The organism is Nocardioides pyridinolyticus (assembly GCF_054653575.1).
Genome location: NZ_BAAIFY010000002.1, coordinates 99,971 through 116,290, shown reverse-complemented (window position 1 = coordinate 116,290; position 16,320 = coordinate 99,971). Strand labels below are relative to the sequence as shown.

15 protein-coding genes are annotated in these 16,320 nt (G+C 71.3%); 8 read left to right on the top strand and 7 right to left on the bottom strand.

Annotated features, from left to right (window positions below; translation table 11 throughout):
• Nucleotide 1: 1 nt before the first annotated feature.
• The 8 genes from ACYQ0U_RS02615 to ACYQ0U_RS02580 are packed head-to-tail and all read left to right on the top strand — an operon-like array spanning nucleotide 2 to nucleotide 7,005.
• Nucleotides 2-667: an HAD-IA family hydrolase gene (locus tag ACYQ0U_RS02615; RefSeq protein ID WP_459969094.1), complete on the top strand. Its 666-nt coding sequence runs from the start codon at nucleotides 2-4 to the stop codon at nucleotides 665-667.
• A complete protein-coding gene (locus tag ACYQ0U_RS02610; RefSeq protein WP_459969092.1) occupies nucleotides 660-1,628 on the top strand; it encodes a PDR/VanB family oxidoreductase in 969 nt (322 codons plus the stop codon). Before ACYQ0U_RS02615 ends, ACYQ0U_RS02610 begins: the two co-directional genes overlap by 8 nt.
• Nucleotides 1,625-2,434, top strand: a complete 810-nt coding sequence (locus tag ACYQ0U_RS02605; protein ID WP_459969090.1) for a 2-keto-4-pentenoate hydratase — start codon at nucleotides 1,625-1,627, stop codon at nucleotides 2,432-2,434. Before ACYQ0U_RS02610 ends, ACYQ0U_RS02605 begins: the two co-directional genes overlap by 4 nt.
• 1 nt (nucleotide 2,435) lies before the next feature.
• A complete protein-coding gene (locus ACYQ0U_RS02600; protein WP_459969088.1) occupies nucleotides 2,436-3,428 on the top strand; it encodes an acetaldehyde dehydrogenase (acetylating) in 993 nt (330 codons plus the stop codon).
• A gap of 3 nt (nucleotides 3,429-3,431) precedes the next feature.
• Nucleotides 3,432-4,568: a 4-hydroxy-2-oxovalerate aldolase gene (gene dmpG / locus ACYQ0U_RS02595; RefSeq protein WP_459969086.1), complete on the top strand. Its 1,137-nt coding sequence runs from the start codon at nucleotides 3,432-3,434 to the stop codon at nucleotides 4,566-4,568.
• The gene (locus ACYQ0U_RS02590; RefSeq protein WP_459969084.1) at nucleotides 4,568-5,356 is read left to right on the top strand and encodes a 2-keto-4-pentenoate hydratase; all 789 of its coding nucleotides are present in this window, start codon (nucleotides 4,568-4,570) and stop codon (nucleotides 5,354-5,356) included. The genes dmpG and ACYQ0U_RS02590 overlap by 1 nt, the downstream gene beginning before the upstream one ends.
• A 3-nt stretch (nucleotides 5,357-5,359) precedes the next feature.
• Complete coding sequence (thmT, locus tag ACYQ0U_RS02585) at nucleotides 5,360-5,569, top strand: 2-hydroxymuconate tautomerase (RefSeq protein ID WP_459969082.1); 210 nt, start codon at nucleotides 5,360-5,362, stop codon at nucleotides 5,567-5,569.
• A complete protein-coding gene (locus ACYQ0U_RS02580) occupies nucleotides 5,566-7,005 on the top strand; it encodes an aldehyde dehydrogenase (RefSeq protein WP_459969080.1) in 1,440 nt (479 codons plus the stop codon). The genes thmT and ACYQ0U_RS02580 overlap by 4 nt, the downstream gene beginning before the upstream one ends.
• Nucleotides 7,006-7,684: 679 nt before the next feature.
• Here the strand turns inward: ACYQ0U_RS02580 and ACYQ0U_RS02575 are convergent.
• The 7 genes from ACYQ0U_RS02575 to ACYQ0U_RS02545 form a co-directional block, all read right to left on the bottom strand.
• On the bottom strand, nucleotides 7,685-9,070 hold the full coding sequence (locus ACYQ0U_RS02575; RefSeq protein ID WP_459969078.1) for an amidase: 1,386 nt from the start codon (nucleotides 9,068-9,070) through the stop codon (nucleotides 7,685-7,687).
• Nucleotides 9,067-9,690 (bottom strand): SRPBCC family protein, encoded by a 624-nt coding sequence (locus ACYQ0U_RS02570; RefSeq protein ID WP_459969076.1) that lies wholly within the window; start codon nucleotides 9,688-9,690, stop codon nucleotides 9,067-9,069. Before ACYQ0U_RS02570 ends, ACYQ0U_RS02575 begins: the two co-directional genes overlap by 4 nt.
• Complete coding sequence (cutA, locus tag ACYQ0U_RS02565; protein WP_459969074.1) at nucleotides 9,687-12,074, bottom strand: aerobic carbon-monoxide dehydrogenase large subunit; 2,388 nt, start codon at nucleotides 12,072-12,074, stop codon at nucleotides 9,687-9,689. The genes ACYQ0U_RS02570 and cutA overlap by 4 nt, the downstream gene beginning before the upstream one ends.
• Entirely contained in the window at nucleotides 12,071-12,550 is a 480-nt protein-coding gene (locus ACYQ0U_RS02560; RefSeq protein ID WP_459969072.1) for a (2Fe-2S)-binding protein, read from the bottom strand. Before ACYQ0U_RS02560 ends, cutA begins: the two co-directional genes overlap by 4 nt.
• Entirely contained in the window at nucleotides 12,547-13,386 is an 840-nt protein-coding gene (locus tag ACYQ0U_RS02555; RefSeq protein WP_459969070.1) for an FAD binding domain-containing protein, read from the bottom strand. The genes ACYQ0U_RS02560 and ACYQ0U_RS02555 overlap by 4 nt, the downstream gene beginning before the upstream one ends.
• A 22-nt stretch (nucleotides 13,387-13,408) precedes the next feature.
• Nucleotides 13,409-14,863 carry a uracil-xanthine permease family protein gene (locus ACYQ0U_RS02550; protein ID WP_459969068.1) on the bottom strand — a complete coding sequence of 485 codons (1,455 nt, stop codon included), beginning with the start codon at nucleotides 14,861-14,863 and terminating at the stop codon, nucleotides 13,409-13,411.
• A 161-nt stretch (nucleotides 14,864-15,024) separates the two neighbouring features.
• On the bottom strand, nucleotides 15,025-16,263 hold the full coding sequence (locus tag ACYQ0U_RS02545; protein ID WP_459969066.1) for a PucR family transcriptional regulator: 1,239 nt from the start codon (nucleotides 16,261-16,263) through the stop codon (nucleotides 15,025-15,027).
• Nucleotides 16,264-16,320 lie beyond the last annotated feature (57 nt).

The window sequence follows — 16,320 nt, the reverse complement described above, 5'->3', positions numbered from 1 at the left end:
CATGGTGAACCGAGCCCTCGTCCTCGACTTCGGCGGTCCCGTCCTGCTCACGCCCTTCGAGCTGGTGGCCGACCTTCCCGGGACTCCCGCGTACGACCTGCTCCACCTGAGGGGGCCGCTGGCGGGCCCCGCCCATCGCGACCTGACCTGGGAGAGCCTGCAGGCGGGCGAGATCACCGAGCGGGCCTATTGGGACGAACGCGCTGCCGAATGGCACCAGCGGGGAGGGCACGACGGGGACATCCGGGCGATGATCGCGCACCTGTACCAGCCCGCCAGGCCGGAGCTGGTGCGCGACCAGGCGCGTGCGCTGGTCGAGGATGCGAAGCGGGCGGGAGTGCCGATCGGGATCCTGACCAACGACCTCCGGGCGTTCCACTCGCAGGAGTGGATCGACGCGATCGACATCGTCGGGGACGTCGACGTGGTGGTGGACGGCTCCGTCGAGGGTCACCTCAAGCCGGCGCCGAGGCTCTACGAGCTGCTCTCGGAGCGGCTCGGCGTACCGTTCGATGCCATGGTCTTCCTCGACGACCAGACCTCCAACATCTTGGGGGCCGAGGCGCTCGGGATCAGCTCCGTGTGGTTCGACGTCACCGACCCCGACACCTCCTACGCCGAGGTGCGCAAGCTCCTCGAGCTCCCGGAGGAGGACAGGGATGGTTGAGCAGCGGGAGCTCCGCGTGACCCAGATGACCCTCGAGGCGGAGGGGGTCGTCTCGGTGAAGCTGACCCGCATCGAGAGCGACCGGCCCCTGCCTGCGTGGGAGCCGGGCGCGCACCTCGACGTCTACGTCCCCGACGGGTCCACCCGGCAGTACTCCCTGTGCGGCGACCCGCGCGACCTGTCGTACTACCAGATCGCGGTGTTGCGGGAGCCGGAAGGACGAGGTGGCTCGGCGTACGTCCACGACACCCTCCGGGTGGGCGATCGGCTGCTGGTGACGCGCCCCAAGCAGGGGTTCGCACTGGAGGACGCGCCCTACCATGCACTGGTGGCGGGCGGCGTGGGCATCACCCCGATCATCACCTTCGCCGAGCACCTGGACCGGGAGGGGCGCCCGTTCCGCCTCGTCTACGGAGGCCGGACGGCCGACTCGATGGCCTTCCGTGAGCGGCTCGCCGCGATGGGCGAGCGACTCCTCCTCCTGGCCGAGGACACCGACGGGCGACCGGACCTCGACACGGTCGTCAAGGACCTTCCCGACGGCGGCCTGGTCTACGTCTGCGGCCCACTCCCCCTCCTCCGTGCCGTCGAAGCGGCCGCCGAGAGGGTGCACGGCCCGGACCAGGACATCGTCAGGTTCGAGCTGTTCAGCCGCGCGGGGGTGGAGCCGAAGGAGTCGGAGCCGCTCGACGGGGACAGCTACGAGCTGGTACTCGCCCAGTCCGGTCACACTCTCCGTATGAAGCCCGACGCGAACATCCTGGACACGGTCCTCGCCCTGGGCGTCGAGGTGGAGAACGACTGCCGCGACGGCATCTGCGGCTCGTGCGTCACACGGGTGCTCGCCGGCACGGTCGACCACCGGGACCTCGTCCTCACCAAGCGGGAGCAGGCGGCCATGGACAAGATGATGATCTGCTGCTCCCGACCGACCAGCGACCGTCTGGAGCTGGATCTGTGATCGATGACGCAGCACGCGCCGACGCTGCTCGGCGGCTGCTGGACGCCTACGACACCCGCAAGCCGGTCGCACCGTTGACCTCGACGTACGACGACCTGGAGCTCGACGACGCCTACGCCATCCAGGTGCTCCAGATCGAGCAGCTGGTCGCCCGGGGCCGCTCGATCCGGGGGCACAAGGTCGGACTGACCAGCGCGGCCATGCAGCGGCTCCTGGGGGTCGTCGAGCCCGACTACGGCCACCTGCTCGACGACTTCTTCTACCTCGAGCACGCACCGATCCCCGTGTCCCGGTTCGTCCAGCCCCGCATCGAGCCGGAGGTCGCGTTCGTGCTGAAGCGCTCGCTCTCCGGCCCGGGCGTCACGGCCCACGAGGCGATCGCTGCCGTCGACTTCGTCCTTCCCGCGCTCGAGATCGTCGACAGTCGGATCGAGGACTGGAAGATCGGCCTCTTCGACACCATCGCCGACAACGCGAGCTCCGGCGCCGTCGTCCTGGGGTCCACCCCGACCCCGCTGAGCGCCGTCGACCTGCGCCTGTCGGGCGCGGTGATGACCCGCAACGGTGCCGTGGTCGGCACCGGCGCGGGTGGCGCCGTGCTCGGGTCACCCTTGACCTCGCTGGTGTGGCTCGCCAATGTCCTCGGCGACCGAGGAGTGAGCCTCGAGGCCGGGCAGGTCGTCCTCCCCGGCTCGGTGTGCGCCATGTCGCCGGTCGCTGCCGGCGACACGTTCACCGCCACGTTCGCCGGACTGGGCGGCGTCACCGCCCGGTTCGCCCCTGACCCCCAGGACGGAGACCACTGAGATGACGCAGGCCAAGGCCACCGCCGCCATCGTCGGCCCCGGCAACATCGGGACCGACCTGATGTTCAAGCTGATGCGCCGCAGCGAGATCATCGAGCCGCGCTACATGGTGGGCGCCGACCCCACCTCGGACGGGCTCGCGCGCGCCAGCCGCCTCGGACTCGAAGCGAGCGCGGAGGGAGTCGACTGGCTGCTCGCGCAGGACGAGCTGCCCGACATCGTCTTCGAGTGCACCTCCGCCAAGGCCCACGAGGCCCATGCGCCGCGGTACGCCGAAGCGGGGATCCTCGCGGTCGACCTGACCCCGGCGGCGGTGGGCCCGTACCTGTGCCCGCCCGTCAACCTGTCGTTCAACCTGGACGCGATGAACGTCAACATGATCACCTGCGGCGGCCAGGCCACCGTCCCCGTCGTCCACGCGGTCTCCTCGGTCGTGCCGGTCCCGTACGCCGAGATCGTGGCCTCGGTCTCCAGCCGGTCGGCCGGCCCGGGCACCCGCGCCAACATCGACGAGTTCACCGAGACCACCGCCTCCGCGGTGGAGGCCATCGGAGGAGCCGCCGAGGGCAAGGCGATCATCATCCTCAACCCCGTCGAGCCGCCCCTGATGATGCGCAACTCGGTGTTCTGCGCCATCCCGGCCGAGGCGGGCGAGCCCGGGCCGCTCCAGGACCGGATCCTCGAGTCCGTGCACGCCATGGTGCGCGTGGTCCAGGAGTACGTCCCCGGCTACCACCTGCGGGCCGAGCCCCAGTTCGACCCCGCCCGCGAGACCTGGCGCGGCCAGGCCCGGGTGTTCGTGCCGACCGAGGTGAAGGGCCGGGGGGACTACCTGCCCGAGTACGCCGGCAACCTGGACATCATCACCGCCGCCGCGGCCCGCGTCGGCGACCTGATGATGGCCCACCGGCTGGGCGTCGAGACGTCGTGGAAGTCCTCGGCGGACCTCGGCGAGCTCGAGCCCGACGACCTGGTCGAGAAGGCAGGTGTCTGACTCATGGGAGACATGACCATCCGGCCCGAGGACGCCCCGGTGGTGACGAGCGAGGTCACCGAGACCGACGTCCGTGCGCAGACGCCGGGCAGTGGTCCGGCCGACCTCCGCATCACCGACTCGACGCTGCGCGACGGCTCTCACGCGATGTCGCACCAGTTCACCGAGGAGCAGGTGCGCGGCGTCGTGTCGGCCCTCGACCGCGCCGGTGTCCAGGTGATCGAGGTCAGCCACGGCGACGGCCTGGGCGGCTCGAGCTTCAACTACGGGTTCAGCAAGGTGGACGAGTTCCATCTGATCGCCGCCGCCGTGGACGAGGCGACCCAGGCCAGGATCGCGGTCCTCATGCTGCCCGGTCTGGGCACCCTCAAGCATCTCGAGCGCGCCCGCGATGCCGGTGCCTCGGTGGCCCGCATCGCCACGCACTGCACGGAGGCGGACGTCTCCATCCAGCACTTCGGCCGGGCCCGGGAGCTCGGGATGGAGACGGTCGGGTTCCTGATGCTCGCTCACAGCACCACGCCCCAGGTGCTGGCCCAGCAGGCGCGGATCATGGCGGACGCGGGGGCACAGTGTGTCTACGTGGTCGACTCCGCCGGTGCGCTCGTGCTCTCCGACGCTCAGCAGCGCGTCCAGGCCGTGCTCGACGAGGTCGGCCGCGACCAGGTGCAGGTGGGGTTCCACGGGCACCAGAACCTCAGCCTCGGCATCGCCAACTCCGTTCTCGCCTTCCAGGCCGGGGCGAGACAGATCGACGGAGCGCTGTGCGCCCTGGGTGCCGGCGCCGGCAACTCGCCGACCGAGGTGCTGGCCGCGACCTTCGAGCGGATGGGGGTGCGCACCGGCGTCGACCTCGGCGAGGTGCTCTCGGCGGCGGAGGAGGTGGTGCGCCCGTTCGTGAAGCGACTGCCCTGGATGGACCGGGCCTCCATCACCCAGGGCTACGCCGGCGTCTACTCATCGTTCCTGCTGCACGCCGAACGGGCGGCCGAGCGCTACGGCGTACCCGCGCACGCCATCTTGCAGAAGGTCGGCGAGTACGGCTACGTCGGCGGCCAGGAGGACATGATCATCGACATCGCCCTCCAGCTCTCCCAGGAGCAGGAGCTGGGCGACCTGGCTGCGGCGGGTGCCCGCTGATGGCCGCCTGGGACGTCGCCTCGGTCGCCGACGAGCTGCTGCGCTGCGAGGAGGAGCGCCGCGACCGGCCGCCCTTCACCGACGAGTGGCCCGAGCTCGATCTCGACACCGGCTACGAGATCCAGGACCGCAACCTCGAGGCGCGGCTGGCCCGCGGCGAGACCTTGATCGGGGTCAAGCTCGGCCTCACCAGCCGCGCCAAGCAGGAGCGGATGAACGTCGACGTGCCGCTGGTCGCCTGGCTCACCGACGCCATGGTGCTCCCGGCCGGCGAGCCGGTCCCCCAGGCCCGGCTCATCCATCCGCGCGTCGAGCCCGAGCTGGTCTTCGTGATGCGTGACCGACTGGAGGGGCCGGGGGTCACGGCGGCGACCGCCATGGCGGCCGTCGGCACCGTGCTGGGCGGAGCAGAGGTCATCGACAGCCGCTACCGCGACTTCCGGTTCACCGCGGGTGACGTGGTGGCCGACAACGCGTCCTCGGGCGCCTTCATGACCGGACCGGTCGGCCGGGGCCCGAACGACCTCGACCTCTCGCTCGAGGCGGTCCTGGTGGAGGTCGGAGGCCAGGTCGTCGACTCGGCGACCGGCGCCGCTGTTCTCGGCCACCCGGGCGAGGCCCTCGCGCTCGCGGCCAACGAGCTCGCCCGACGCGGCCGCGCCATCGAGCCCGGCTGGGTGGTGCTGACCGGCGCGATGACCGACGCCGTACCCATCCCGCCGGGGTCCTCGGTGGCCATGCACTTCACCAACCTCGGGTCCGTGCACGTCCGCGGTGGGGAGGACTGAGCCATGCCCCTGATCGAGGTGACCATGGTCGAGGGCAGGAGCCCCGAGCAGGTGCGCGCGCTGATCACCGCGCTGACCGCCGCGGCGGTGGAGACCGTGGACGCGCCGCGCGAGTCGGTGCGCGTCGTCGTGCGGGAGATCCCCACGACCCACTGGGCGGCGGGCGACGTCACGATCGCCGAGCGCCGCGCCAGCAGCCAGGAGACGACATGAGCGACCAGTTCTTCGGACACCTCATCGACGGCGAGGAGGTCCCCTCCCTGGAGGGCGCCAGCTTCGACGTCTGGAACCCCTGGACCCAGGAGGTGTTCGCCCAGGCCGCCGAGGGATCGGCGGCCGACGCGGACCGAGCGGTCACGAGCGCCCGCGCGGCCTTCGACGAAGGTCCCTGGCCGCGGCTGGGCCGGGCCGAGCGCGCGGCGGCGATCCATCGCCTCGCCGACGTGATGGAGCAGCACGCCGAGGAGCTGGCGACGCTCGACACCACCAACATGGGCAAGCCGTTGGCGCAGTCGAAGCACGACGTCGCCCGGTCGGTTTGGAACTTCCGGTTCTTCGCCGACCACCAACGTGACCACTGCGGCGAGGTCTACCCGATGGACTCGGGACACCACTCCTACAGCGAGTACGGGCCCGCGGGTGTCGTGGCCGCCATCAGCCCCTGGAACTTCCCCCTGATGATGGCGACCTGGAAGGTCGCTCCGGCCATCGCCTGGGGCAACACCTGCGTGATCAAGCCCTCGGAGGACACCCCCGCCTCCGTCACCCTGCTGGGGCGACTGGCCGTCGAGGCAGGGCTTCCCCCGGGCGTCATCAACGTCCTCAACGGTCACGGCACGCCGGCCGGCTCCTCCCTGGTGTCGGACGACCGGGTGGACCGCGTGACGTTCACGGGGTCCTCCGCCACCGGGCGGCACGTCATGGCGGGAGCGGCGGCACACCTCGCTCCGGTCTCGCTGGAGCTCGGCGGCAAGGGCGCCAACATCGTCTTCGACGACGCCGAGATCGAGAACGCCGTCCACTGGGCGGTGGAGTCGATCTTCCGCAACTCGGGGCAGGTCTGCCTGGCCGGCTCCCGGCTCTTCGTCGGCGCCGGGATCTACGACGAGTTCATGGACCGCTTCGTCGCCGCAGCCGAGGCCCTGACCATCGGCGACCCCTTCGACCCGGCCACGAAGTTCTCCTCGCTGGCGAGCAAGAGGCACTTCGACAAGGTGACGTCCTACCTCGACGACGTGCCGGCCGACGGCGGGAAGATCCTGACGGGCGGCGCCGACACCGAGGGCCGCTGGCTGGTCAAGCCGACGATCATCACCGACCTGCCGCTCACGGCTCCCGCCTACTGCGAGGAGATCTTCGGCCCCGTGTGCGTCGTCAACCGGTTCGAGTCCGAGGACGAGGTGGTCGCGCTGGCGAACGACACCCGCTACGGCCTGAACGCCATGCTGTTCACGGAGAACCTCTCCCGGGCCCACCGGGTCTCCTCCCGGCTTCGCGCGGGCACGGTCTGGGTCAACTGCTTCTTCATCAGAGACCTGCGGACGCCGTTCGGCGGTGTCGGCGACTCAGGCGTGGGCCGCGAGGGAGGCAACTTCAGCCGCGAGTTCTTCACGGAGCCGAAGGCCATCGTCATGCAGATCCAGCGCTGAGGCTCTGCCCTGGGGCCCTTCTCCCGGAACGGGAGAAGGGCCCTTGCGGGTATGAGTCGCAAGGGCCCTTCGGGTGACCGGTACCGGTGACGCTCCCGGTCGAACAGCACGGCTCTCCGGTCCCAGCGGCCTCGTCACCCAGCCGCTGCGCCACGCTCCGGCAAGCCGGCTCGTGTCGTTCGGACCCTCGTCTCCGAGCTGTCCCGCCCTCCGTTGCCGGAGTGCGTGGGAGAAGTTCTATGCCCTCGCGTTCCGAGCGCGCAAGGGCGTACGCCGACATTCCTCCGGTTCCACGGAAAGTCGTGGGTTACCCACAGCCCCGCCCCCGGTCCTCCACAGCCATCCGGGCCATTCCTGACAGGTTTTCCACTGGTCCTGTGGAGAAGTGGCCGACCCTCAGGACGGGAGCTCGCCGACCGGCACGGCCGTCGGGACGGTGTTGCCGGCCGGCGCGAGCGGGCACGCCCAGGCCGGCACCCTCGACCGTGTCGAGCACGTACCGCCCACCGCCGCCCCTCACCGGGTGATTCATCACGGTAGGCAGGCGAGTCGGCACTCCCCGCGCCATACCCACCAGGGGAAGTGCAGCTTCATCTGCCTACCGTGATGAATCGGCACCGGCCTCGAGAGTCGCCAACTGCCGTGCGGCGGCCGAGCCGCGCGCGCCCGGACGTTGCTCTCAGGAGGTCGCCTCCTCGAACGCCGCGGCGACCTCGAGGAGGAACCGGTCGCGGCCGTGGGCGGCGACGAGCTGGACGCCGACCGGCAGCCCGGAGGCCGTCGTGCCGAAGGGCACGGAGATGGCGGGACAGCCGGTGACGGTGATGGAGTACGCCGCGCGCATCCAGTCCAGGTAGGTCCCCATCGGGCGGCCGTTGATCGCGGTCGGGAACTCCTGGTCGGCCGGGAACGGCGGGACCTGCGAGACCGGCAGCACGAGGACGTCGTAGGAGGAGAAGAACTCGCGCATCGTCTCCGCGAGCGCCGTCCGCTGCTGGTAGGCCCGCGCGACGTCGGCGCCGGTGAGGGACTCCCCCGCGCGGATGTTGTCCGCGAGCGACTGCTTGAAGGAGTCCGGGTGCTCGGCGAGGAGAGCGCCGAAGCGGGCCTGGAAGTGCCACGCCCGCAGGGTGCGGAACGTGTCGTCGGCCAGCGACAGGTCGGGGTGGGCCGACGCCACGGACGGGAAGACCGAGGCGGACGACGCGACGATCGAGGCCACCTCGTCGTCGACCTCGAACGCACCGCCGAGGTCGACCGACAGCGCCACCCGCAGGCCCGCCAGCGAGCCGGCGAGCGGCGGCGCGAACGACGACCCGGGGTCGCCGAGGGCCAACGGGGCACGCGGGTCCGGGCCGGCGAGCACCGACAGCAGCAGCGCGAGGTCACCGACGTTGCGGGCCATCGGGCCGCCGACCGAGGTGGTCTCCCACTGGTTCGCGTGCGGCCACTCCGGCACCCGGCCCAGCGACGGGCGCAGGCCGACGACGCCGCAGAACGACGCGGGGTTGCGCAGCGAGCCGCCCATGTCGGAGCCGTCCGCGAGCGGCACCATGCCCGCGGCGAGCGCGCAGGCCGCGCCGCCCGACGAGCCGCCGGCCGAGCGCGTGGGGTCGACCGGGTTCAGCGTCGTGCCGAAGACGGTGTTGAACGTGTGCGACCCGGCGGCGAACTCGGGCACGTTGGTCTTGCCGACGACGACCACACCCGCCCGGCGCACCCGCTCCACCAGCAGCTCGTCCCGGTCCGGCACGTGGTCGCGGAAGAGCGGAGAGCCGTACGTCGTGCGCCAGCCCGCCACCGCATGGGTGTCCTTGAACGCGAACGGCAGCCCGTGGAGGGGCCCGACCTCGGAGCCGACCGCGAGCGCCTCGTCCGCGGCGAGAGCCCCGGCCCGCGCCCGGTCCTCGTCCAGCGAGACGATCGCGTTGAGCTCCGGGTTGCGCTCGGAGATCCGCGCCAGGTGCAGCTCGAGCAGCTCGCGCGCGGAGATCTCGCGCCGGCGTACGGCGGCCGCCTGGTCGCGCGCGGTCGAGTCGACGGTCAGGTTCGCCGGGTGCTTCATCGACGGCCGAAGAGCCGCCCGACGACGACGCCGAGCACCACGAGACCGGCACCCACCGCGATGCCCTTGAGGAAGTCGTCCTGCGCCGAGACGGCCGGCTTCGCCGGGGCCGAGAAGACCGGCGCGCCGGTGTCGGTCGTGACCGGCGCCGCCGCGGGAGCGGCCACCGGGCCGCCGGCGATCGCCTTGCCGACGTTGCCGAAGAACTCCCCGGCCATCCGCCTGGACACCGAGCTGAGCATCCGCTGCCCGACGCCGCCGACCATGCCGCCCACGACCGCGTCCGCCTCGTAGGAGATCTCGGTGGCGCCCGGGGACGGCGAGGCGAAGGTGACGGCCACGGTCGCGTCGACCGTGCCCGGCGCGCCAGCGCCCGACAGGCGCATGGTCAGGCCCTCGTGCCGCTGCAGGTCCGAGAGCGTGCACTGGCCCTGGTAGGTGCCCTTGATCGCGGCCACGCCGGCGGTGACGGTCATGTCGTAGGCGTGGTCACCGGGGCCACCCGTCGCGACCAGCCGCTCGCAGCCGGGGATCGTGGCGACGAGCACCTGCGGGTCGAGCAGCGCGTCCCACACCTTCTCGACGGGCTGCTCGAGGACGTTGGAACCGGCGATCTTCATGACGTGTGCTCCTGCGACTGACGAAGGGTGAACAGCTCGGACGGCGAGATCGGCATGTCCCGGATCGGGATCTTCTCCGCGTCCTCGATGGCGGCGGCGAACACCGCGGCGGACGGGATCACCCCGGCCTCGCCCGCGCCCTTGATGCCGAGCGGGTTGAGGGGGGACGGCGTCTCGAGGTGGTCGATGGCGATGCCGTCGGGGATCTCGGTGACGTAGGGCATGAGGAAGTCCATGAACGACGCGTTGAGCAGCTGCCCGGACTCGTCGTAGGCCATCCGCTCGTAGAGCGCTCCCCCGATGCCCTGCGCGACGCCGCCGTGGATCTGGCCCTCGACGATCATCGGGTTGATCAGGTGGCCGCAGTCGTGGACGACGGCGTACTTGAGGATGGTGATCTCGGCGGTGTCCGGGTCGGTCTCGACGATCACCGCGTGCATGCCGGACGCGAACGTCGCCCGCTCGGGCGAGTAGAAGTCCTTGCCCTCGAGCCCGGGCTCCTCGTCCTCGGCGACCGGCGGCTTGCCCGGGTCGCCGACCGAGAACTGCGTGGCGGCCTTGGACTTCTCGTCGAAGGCGTAGCGCAGCGGGTTCGAGAGCACCGACACCGTGCCGAGGTCGATCGAGGCACCGGGCGATCCCTTCACCGAGACGACACCGTCGACGATCTCCAGGTCCTTCTCGTCGGCCTCGAGCGCCTCGGCGGCGATCGTGAGCACCTTCTCCTTGGCCCGCTTCGCGGCCAGGTGGATCGCCGAGCCGCTCATGACGGCCGCGCGGGACGCGAACGTGCCCACGGCGTACGGCATCCGGCGGGTGTCGCCGGTGACGACCTCGACGTCCTCGAACTTCACGCCGAGCTCGTCCGCGACCAGCTGCGCGAACACCGTCGCGTGGCCCTGGCCCTGGGTGGTCAGGCCCGTGGCGACCTTGACCTTGCCGGACGTCTCGACGTGCACGTGCGCGCCCTCGTAGGGGCCGACGCCGGTGCCCTCGACGTAGCAGGCCAGGCCGATCCCGACCCGGCGGCCCTGGGCCGCCATCTCCCGCTGGTACGCCGGGAACTCGTCCCACCCGATGAGCGCCTTGATCTTCTCCAGCGACGCCGGGTAGTCGCCGGAGTCGTACTCCAGCTCGCGGCCGTCCTGGAAGATCAGGCCCTGGTCGTAGGGGAACTCGTCGGGCTGGATGAAGTTGACCGCGCGGACGTCGGCGCGGTCCTTGCCGAGGTACGCAGCGATCGCGTCCATGGTCCGCTCCATGGCGTAGCAGCCCTGCGGGCGCCCGGCGCCGCGGTACGGCGTGACCATCACGGTGTTCGTGTAGAGCGACTCGAAGTAGACGCGGTAGTTCTGCGGCTTGTACGGGCCGAGCAGCTGGGTGGAGGTGATGATCGGGACGATCAGGCCGTACGGCGTGAAGGCGCCGTGGTCGTGCCAGAACTCCACGTCCAGGCCCACCATCCGGCCGTCGTCGTCGAAGCCGACCTCGACGTGCTGGACCTGCCCGCGCTCGTGGGCGGAGGAGATGAAGTGCTCGCGCCGGTCCTCGGTGAACTTCACGGTGCGGCCGAGGGCGCGGGCCGCCATCGGCACCAGGAGCTCCTCGGGCCACGGGTGGTTGATCTTCACGCCGAAGCCACCACCGACGTCGGGAGTGACGACGTCGACCTGGCCGAGGTCCAGGCCCATCTTCACCGCGACGGCGGCGCGGACGCCGGTCGAGCTCTGCGTCGACGTCCACACCAGGAGCCGGTCGATGTCCGCGTCCCAGCGCGCGACGGTGCCGCGGCCCTCCATCGGCATGCACGCGCTGCGCTCGACCGTGAGGTCGAGCGAGAGCCGGTGCGGGGCCGCGGCGATCGCCGCCGGCGCGTCGCCGACGTGCTGCTCCAGGCGGGCGCCGACGTTGCCCGGCACGTCCGCGTGCACCAGGTCCTTCGCGGCGCGCGCGGCCTCGACGCCGACGACCGGGGGCAGGAACTCGTAGTCCACCCGGATCCGCGAGACGGCGTCCTCGGCGACGTACCGGTCCTCGGCGACCACGAAGGCGATCGCCTCGCCGACGTAGTTCACCTCGTCCTTGGCCAGCGCGTACTGCGTGCGCCCGTGCGTCAGCGCCGGGTGCGGGATCAGCAGGGGCAGCGGGTCGGCCATCGGGCCGGTGAGGTCGTCGTAGGTGTAGACCGCGTGCACGCCCTCGACGTCGAGCACGTCGGCCACGTCGATGTCCAGGATGCGCGCGTGCGCGTGCGGCGAGCGCAGGACGGCGGCGTGCAACGTGTCGGGCGCGACCGCGATGTCGTCGACGTAGCGGCCCTGGCCGCGGAGGAACCGCTGGTCCTCGACCCGCTGGATCCCCTGGCCCATCAGCTTGGTCGTCATGACGACAGCTCCGCCGCGCGCTCGACCGCCTTGACGATGTTCTGGTAGCCCGTGCACCGGCAGAGGTTGCCGGCGATCATGTCGCGGGCCTCGTCGTGCGTGGGGCTCGGGTTCTCGCGCAGCCCGGCCGTGATCGTGGTGAGGAAGCCGGGCGTGCAGAAGCCGCACTGGAGCCCGTGGCACTCGGCGAAGGCCTGCTGCACGGGGCTGAGGGAGCCGTCCTCGCGGGTCAGGCCCTCGACCGTGGTGATCTCGTGGTCCACCGTCGAGACCGCGAACATCAGGCACGCGCGCATCGGCGACCCGTCGACGAGGACCGTGCAGGCGCCGCAGACGCCGTGCTCGCAGCCGACGTGCGTGCCGGTGAGGCCGAGGTCGTGCCGCAGGGCATCCGACAGCAGCCGGCGCGCGGGCACCCGGATCTGGTGCGCCGTGCCGTTCACCGTCAGCCGAACGTCGTGGAGCTCCTCGCTCACATGCCCTCCCGAGCAGTCTTCTGGGCAGATCGAACCACGCGGCCGGTGAGCACCCGCACGAGCTGCGAGCGGTACGCCGCGGTGGCGTGGATGTCGTCCAGGGGCTCCAGCTGCGCGAGGGCGGCCTCGCCCAGGTCGTCGTCGGCGACGCCGGACAGGTCGACGACCGTCGGCACGTCGCTGACCGAGAGGAACCCGACCTTCACGGACTCCCCCTCGACGAGCGCGGCCGCGCCGACGAGCGCGTAGTCGCCGTGGCGGCGGGCGATCTCCTCGAACGCGACGCCGGCGCCGGGCGCGAGCGCCGGGAAGAACGCCGACACCGCGATCTCGTCGTGGCCGACCGAGGACTCCAGCGGTCCGACGTACAGCTCGTCGGCCGGGATCGTGCGACGACCGGCGGGTCCCTCCACCTCGACGGAGCCGCCGAGCAGGGTCAGGACGACCGGCATCTCGGCGGCCGCGTCGGCGTGGACGAGCGAGCCCACGGTGGTGCCACGGTTGCGGATCGTGGCGTGCGCGACGTGGGCCAGCGCGAGCGGGACGAGCGGCTGCACGCGGCGGACGTCGGGCGAGGCGAGGACGGCGGCGTGCCGGGCGAGCGCGCCCACCCGCACGCCGCCGTCCCCCTGCTCATCTGACAGAGCCTCGATCGTGTCCAGGCCGGGGATCCCGTTGATGTCGACGAGCATCGCGGGGGCCGCGAGGCGCATCGACAGGAGGGGGACCAGGCTCTGGCCACCGGCCAGCACCTTGGCGTCCGGCTCACCGGCCAGGATCGCGGTCGCCTCGGCGAGCGACCCTGGACGGCGATAGTCGAACGGTGCTGGCTTCACGGATTCCTTGCTCTCCTGCTGGTCAGTGCTTGTGGTCGTCGTGCGCGTGCGGAGGAGCGTGGTCCTCCACGTGCGCACCGGTCTGGCCGACCGCGATGACCGCGCCCTCGTCCCCGCCGTTGGGGGCGACCAGGCGGGCCAGGTGGTAGCCGGCGATGACCACGATCGTGCCCATCGCGATACCGCCGAGGACGAAGTTCTCGGTGATCTTGAAGAACGCGTTCGGGTCGCCGGCGTCGAGACCGATGCCGAAGATCAGGCCGGCGGCCACGGGGACCAGGTTGACCGGGTTGGCGAAGTTCACCCGGTTCTCGATCCAGATCTTGGCGCCGAGCAGGCCGATCATGCCGTAGAGCACGATCGTGATGCCCGCGAGGACGCCACCCGGCGTCGCCGCGACGATCTGGCCGAACTTCGGGACGAAGCCCAGCAGGATCGCGACGATCGCCGCGACGTAGTAGGCGGCGGTCGAGTAGACCCGGGTCGCGGCCATCACGCCGATGTTCTCGGCGTACGTCGTGGTCGGGGAGCCACCGACGGACGTGGCGATCACGGTGCCGACACCGTCGGCGGCGATGGCCCGGCCCATCACCGGGTCGAGGTCGCGACCGGTCATGCCGGACACGGCCTTGACGTGGCCCATGTTCTCCGCGATCAGGGCGATCACGGCGGGCATCGCGAGCAGGGCGAAGGTCAGCGAGAAGCTCGGCAGGTGCCAGCCGACCTCGGCCATGTTGTTGGCCCCGCCGAAGGGCGACTGGTTGCCCACCAGCCCGTCAGCGGTGTGCGGCGGGAAGCCGAACCAGTCGGCGGCCTTGACGTTGGCCCAGCTGACGCGGTCGCCGCTCACCCCGCCGACGCCGATGACGTCGAACAGCCAGGACAGCACGTAGCCGAAGACCAGCCCGAGGAAGATCGCGATCCGGCCGAAGAAGCCGCGCAGGCCGACGGCCATCACGATGACCGCGGTCATCGTGATCAGGGCCATCCAGCGGTCAGCCGGCATGTAGACCTTGGTCGCGACCGTGGCGAGGTTGAAGCCGATGATCATCACCACGGCGCCGGTCACGACCGGCGGCAACACGCGGTTGACGACGTCCGCGCCCAGGTAGTGGACGATCACGCCGACGATCGCGAGCACCACGCCGGAGACGAGGATGGCGCCGGTGACGTCGGCGGGCCCGCCGTTCTGGGCGTAGATCGCAGCGGCTCCGCCGACGAACGAGGCCGACGTGCCGAGGTAGCTCGGGACGACACCCTTGACGATCAGCAGGAAGCAGATCGTCGCGATGCCGCTCATCAGGATCGCGAGGTTCGGGTTCAGGCCCATGATGAGCGGGAACACGAACGTCGCACCGAACATCGCGACGACGTGCTGGGCACCGAGACCCACCGTCTTGCCCCAGGCCACGCGCTGGTTCGGCGCCACGGCCTCACCGGGTCCGGGGTCGACCACTTCCCACTTGAACATCGACATGACGCAACACCCTTCTTTCGGTGACCAGGCCCCGAGTGGTCACAAACTAGTGATCCTCATGACACACCCACGACGGCGACAAATGCCGAAGGAACGCCGAATCGGCTGGCACCTGTTGTGGGCGCGCCGGACCCGCCCGGACCGCCGAAATGACGGTGTGATCAGCCGGTGATCTCATGGACACGCAGCGCCACCGCGACGTCGAGGCGGAGGTGCGGATCGGTCGAGAGCGAGCCGAGCAGCCGCTCGAGCTTGGAGACCCGGTAGCGCATCGTGTTGTAGTGGAAGAACTGCACGCGGGCGGCCTCGGCGACGTTGAAGTTCGTGTCCAGCAGCACCTGGAGGGTCTCGCGCAGGTCGGCGGCCTCGGCGGTGTCCTCGGCCAGCGGCCCGAGCACGTCACGGACGAAGGACCGCAGCTCACCGTTGCTCTCCGAGCCGTCGGGGATCAGCGCGATCAGCCGGTGCAGGCCGAGCTGGTCGAAGAACGTCGTCGAGCCGGTGCCGCGCACGCGACGGCCGACCTCGACGGCCCGGCGGGCCTGGGCGTAGGCCTCGGGCAGCCGGTCCAGCGTCTCGGCGACGCGGCTGACGCCGACCGAGAACGAGCGGCGGCCGCCGCCCTTGTCGCCGGCCACCGCCTGCACCGCCCGGGAGACGACGTCCTCGCCGACCGGGAGCAGCGTGACGACCTCGGAGGAGAAGTCGACGGTCGGGATGTTCGGGGCGATGCTCTCGGCGACCTGGCGCCACGCGGCCGAGAAGCGCTCCTGCCACTGGCGGCGCTGGCCGCTCGACGCGGGCTCGTCGCCCTGGCCCTGGGAGGGGTCGAGCTCGGCGACGACCACCAGGACCGGACGGCCGAGGTCCCAGCCGAAGGTCGCGGCGTGCTCGGCGACGTAGTCGGGGTCGGCCGCCCGGCGCAGCAGCAGGTCGCGCAGGAAGTCGCCCTGGTACTTGTTCTCGACGGCGGTGACCGCCTCCTCGCGGGTGATCAGCAACGCGGCGACCGCGGCCGCCCGCTCCAGCGCGTGGACGTCGTCCTCGGTCAGCGACTGGTCGGGGCGCACGCAGACCAGGCGCGCGAGGTCGGCGCCGCCGGCCGCGACCCGGAGCGCGCGCACGTTGCCCTCGCCGTGCATCCGCTCCACCCGCAGCCGACCGGTCGGGTCGACCAGGCCGGCGTCGGTCAGGGCGTCGCGGACGTCGGTGGACATCGCGCCGGCCCGCTCGCGGCCGTCGGTGGAGGTGAAGGCGACGCCCGCGTCCAACACGCTCGCGACCTCGGCCGCGATGCCGTCCAGGTTGCCGCCCTCGAGGACGATGCGGGTCAGCGCGGTGTGCAGCGCGTCGACCCGGGCCAGCGCAGCGCTCGCCAGCTCCTCACGGTCACCGCTCATCAACATTTGCGCACTCCTGACCCAGCCGTTGGCACAACCTCACATCGGCAAACCGTA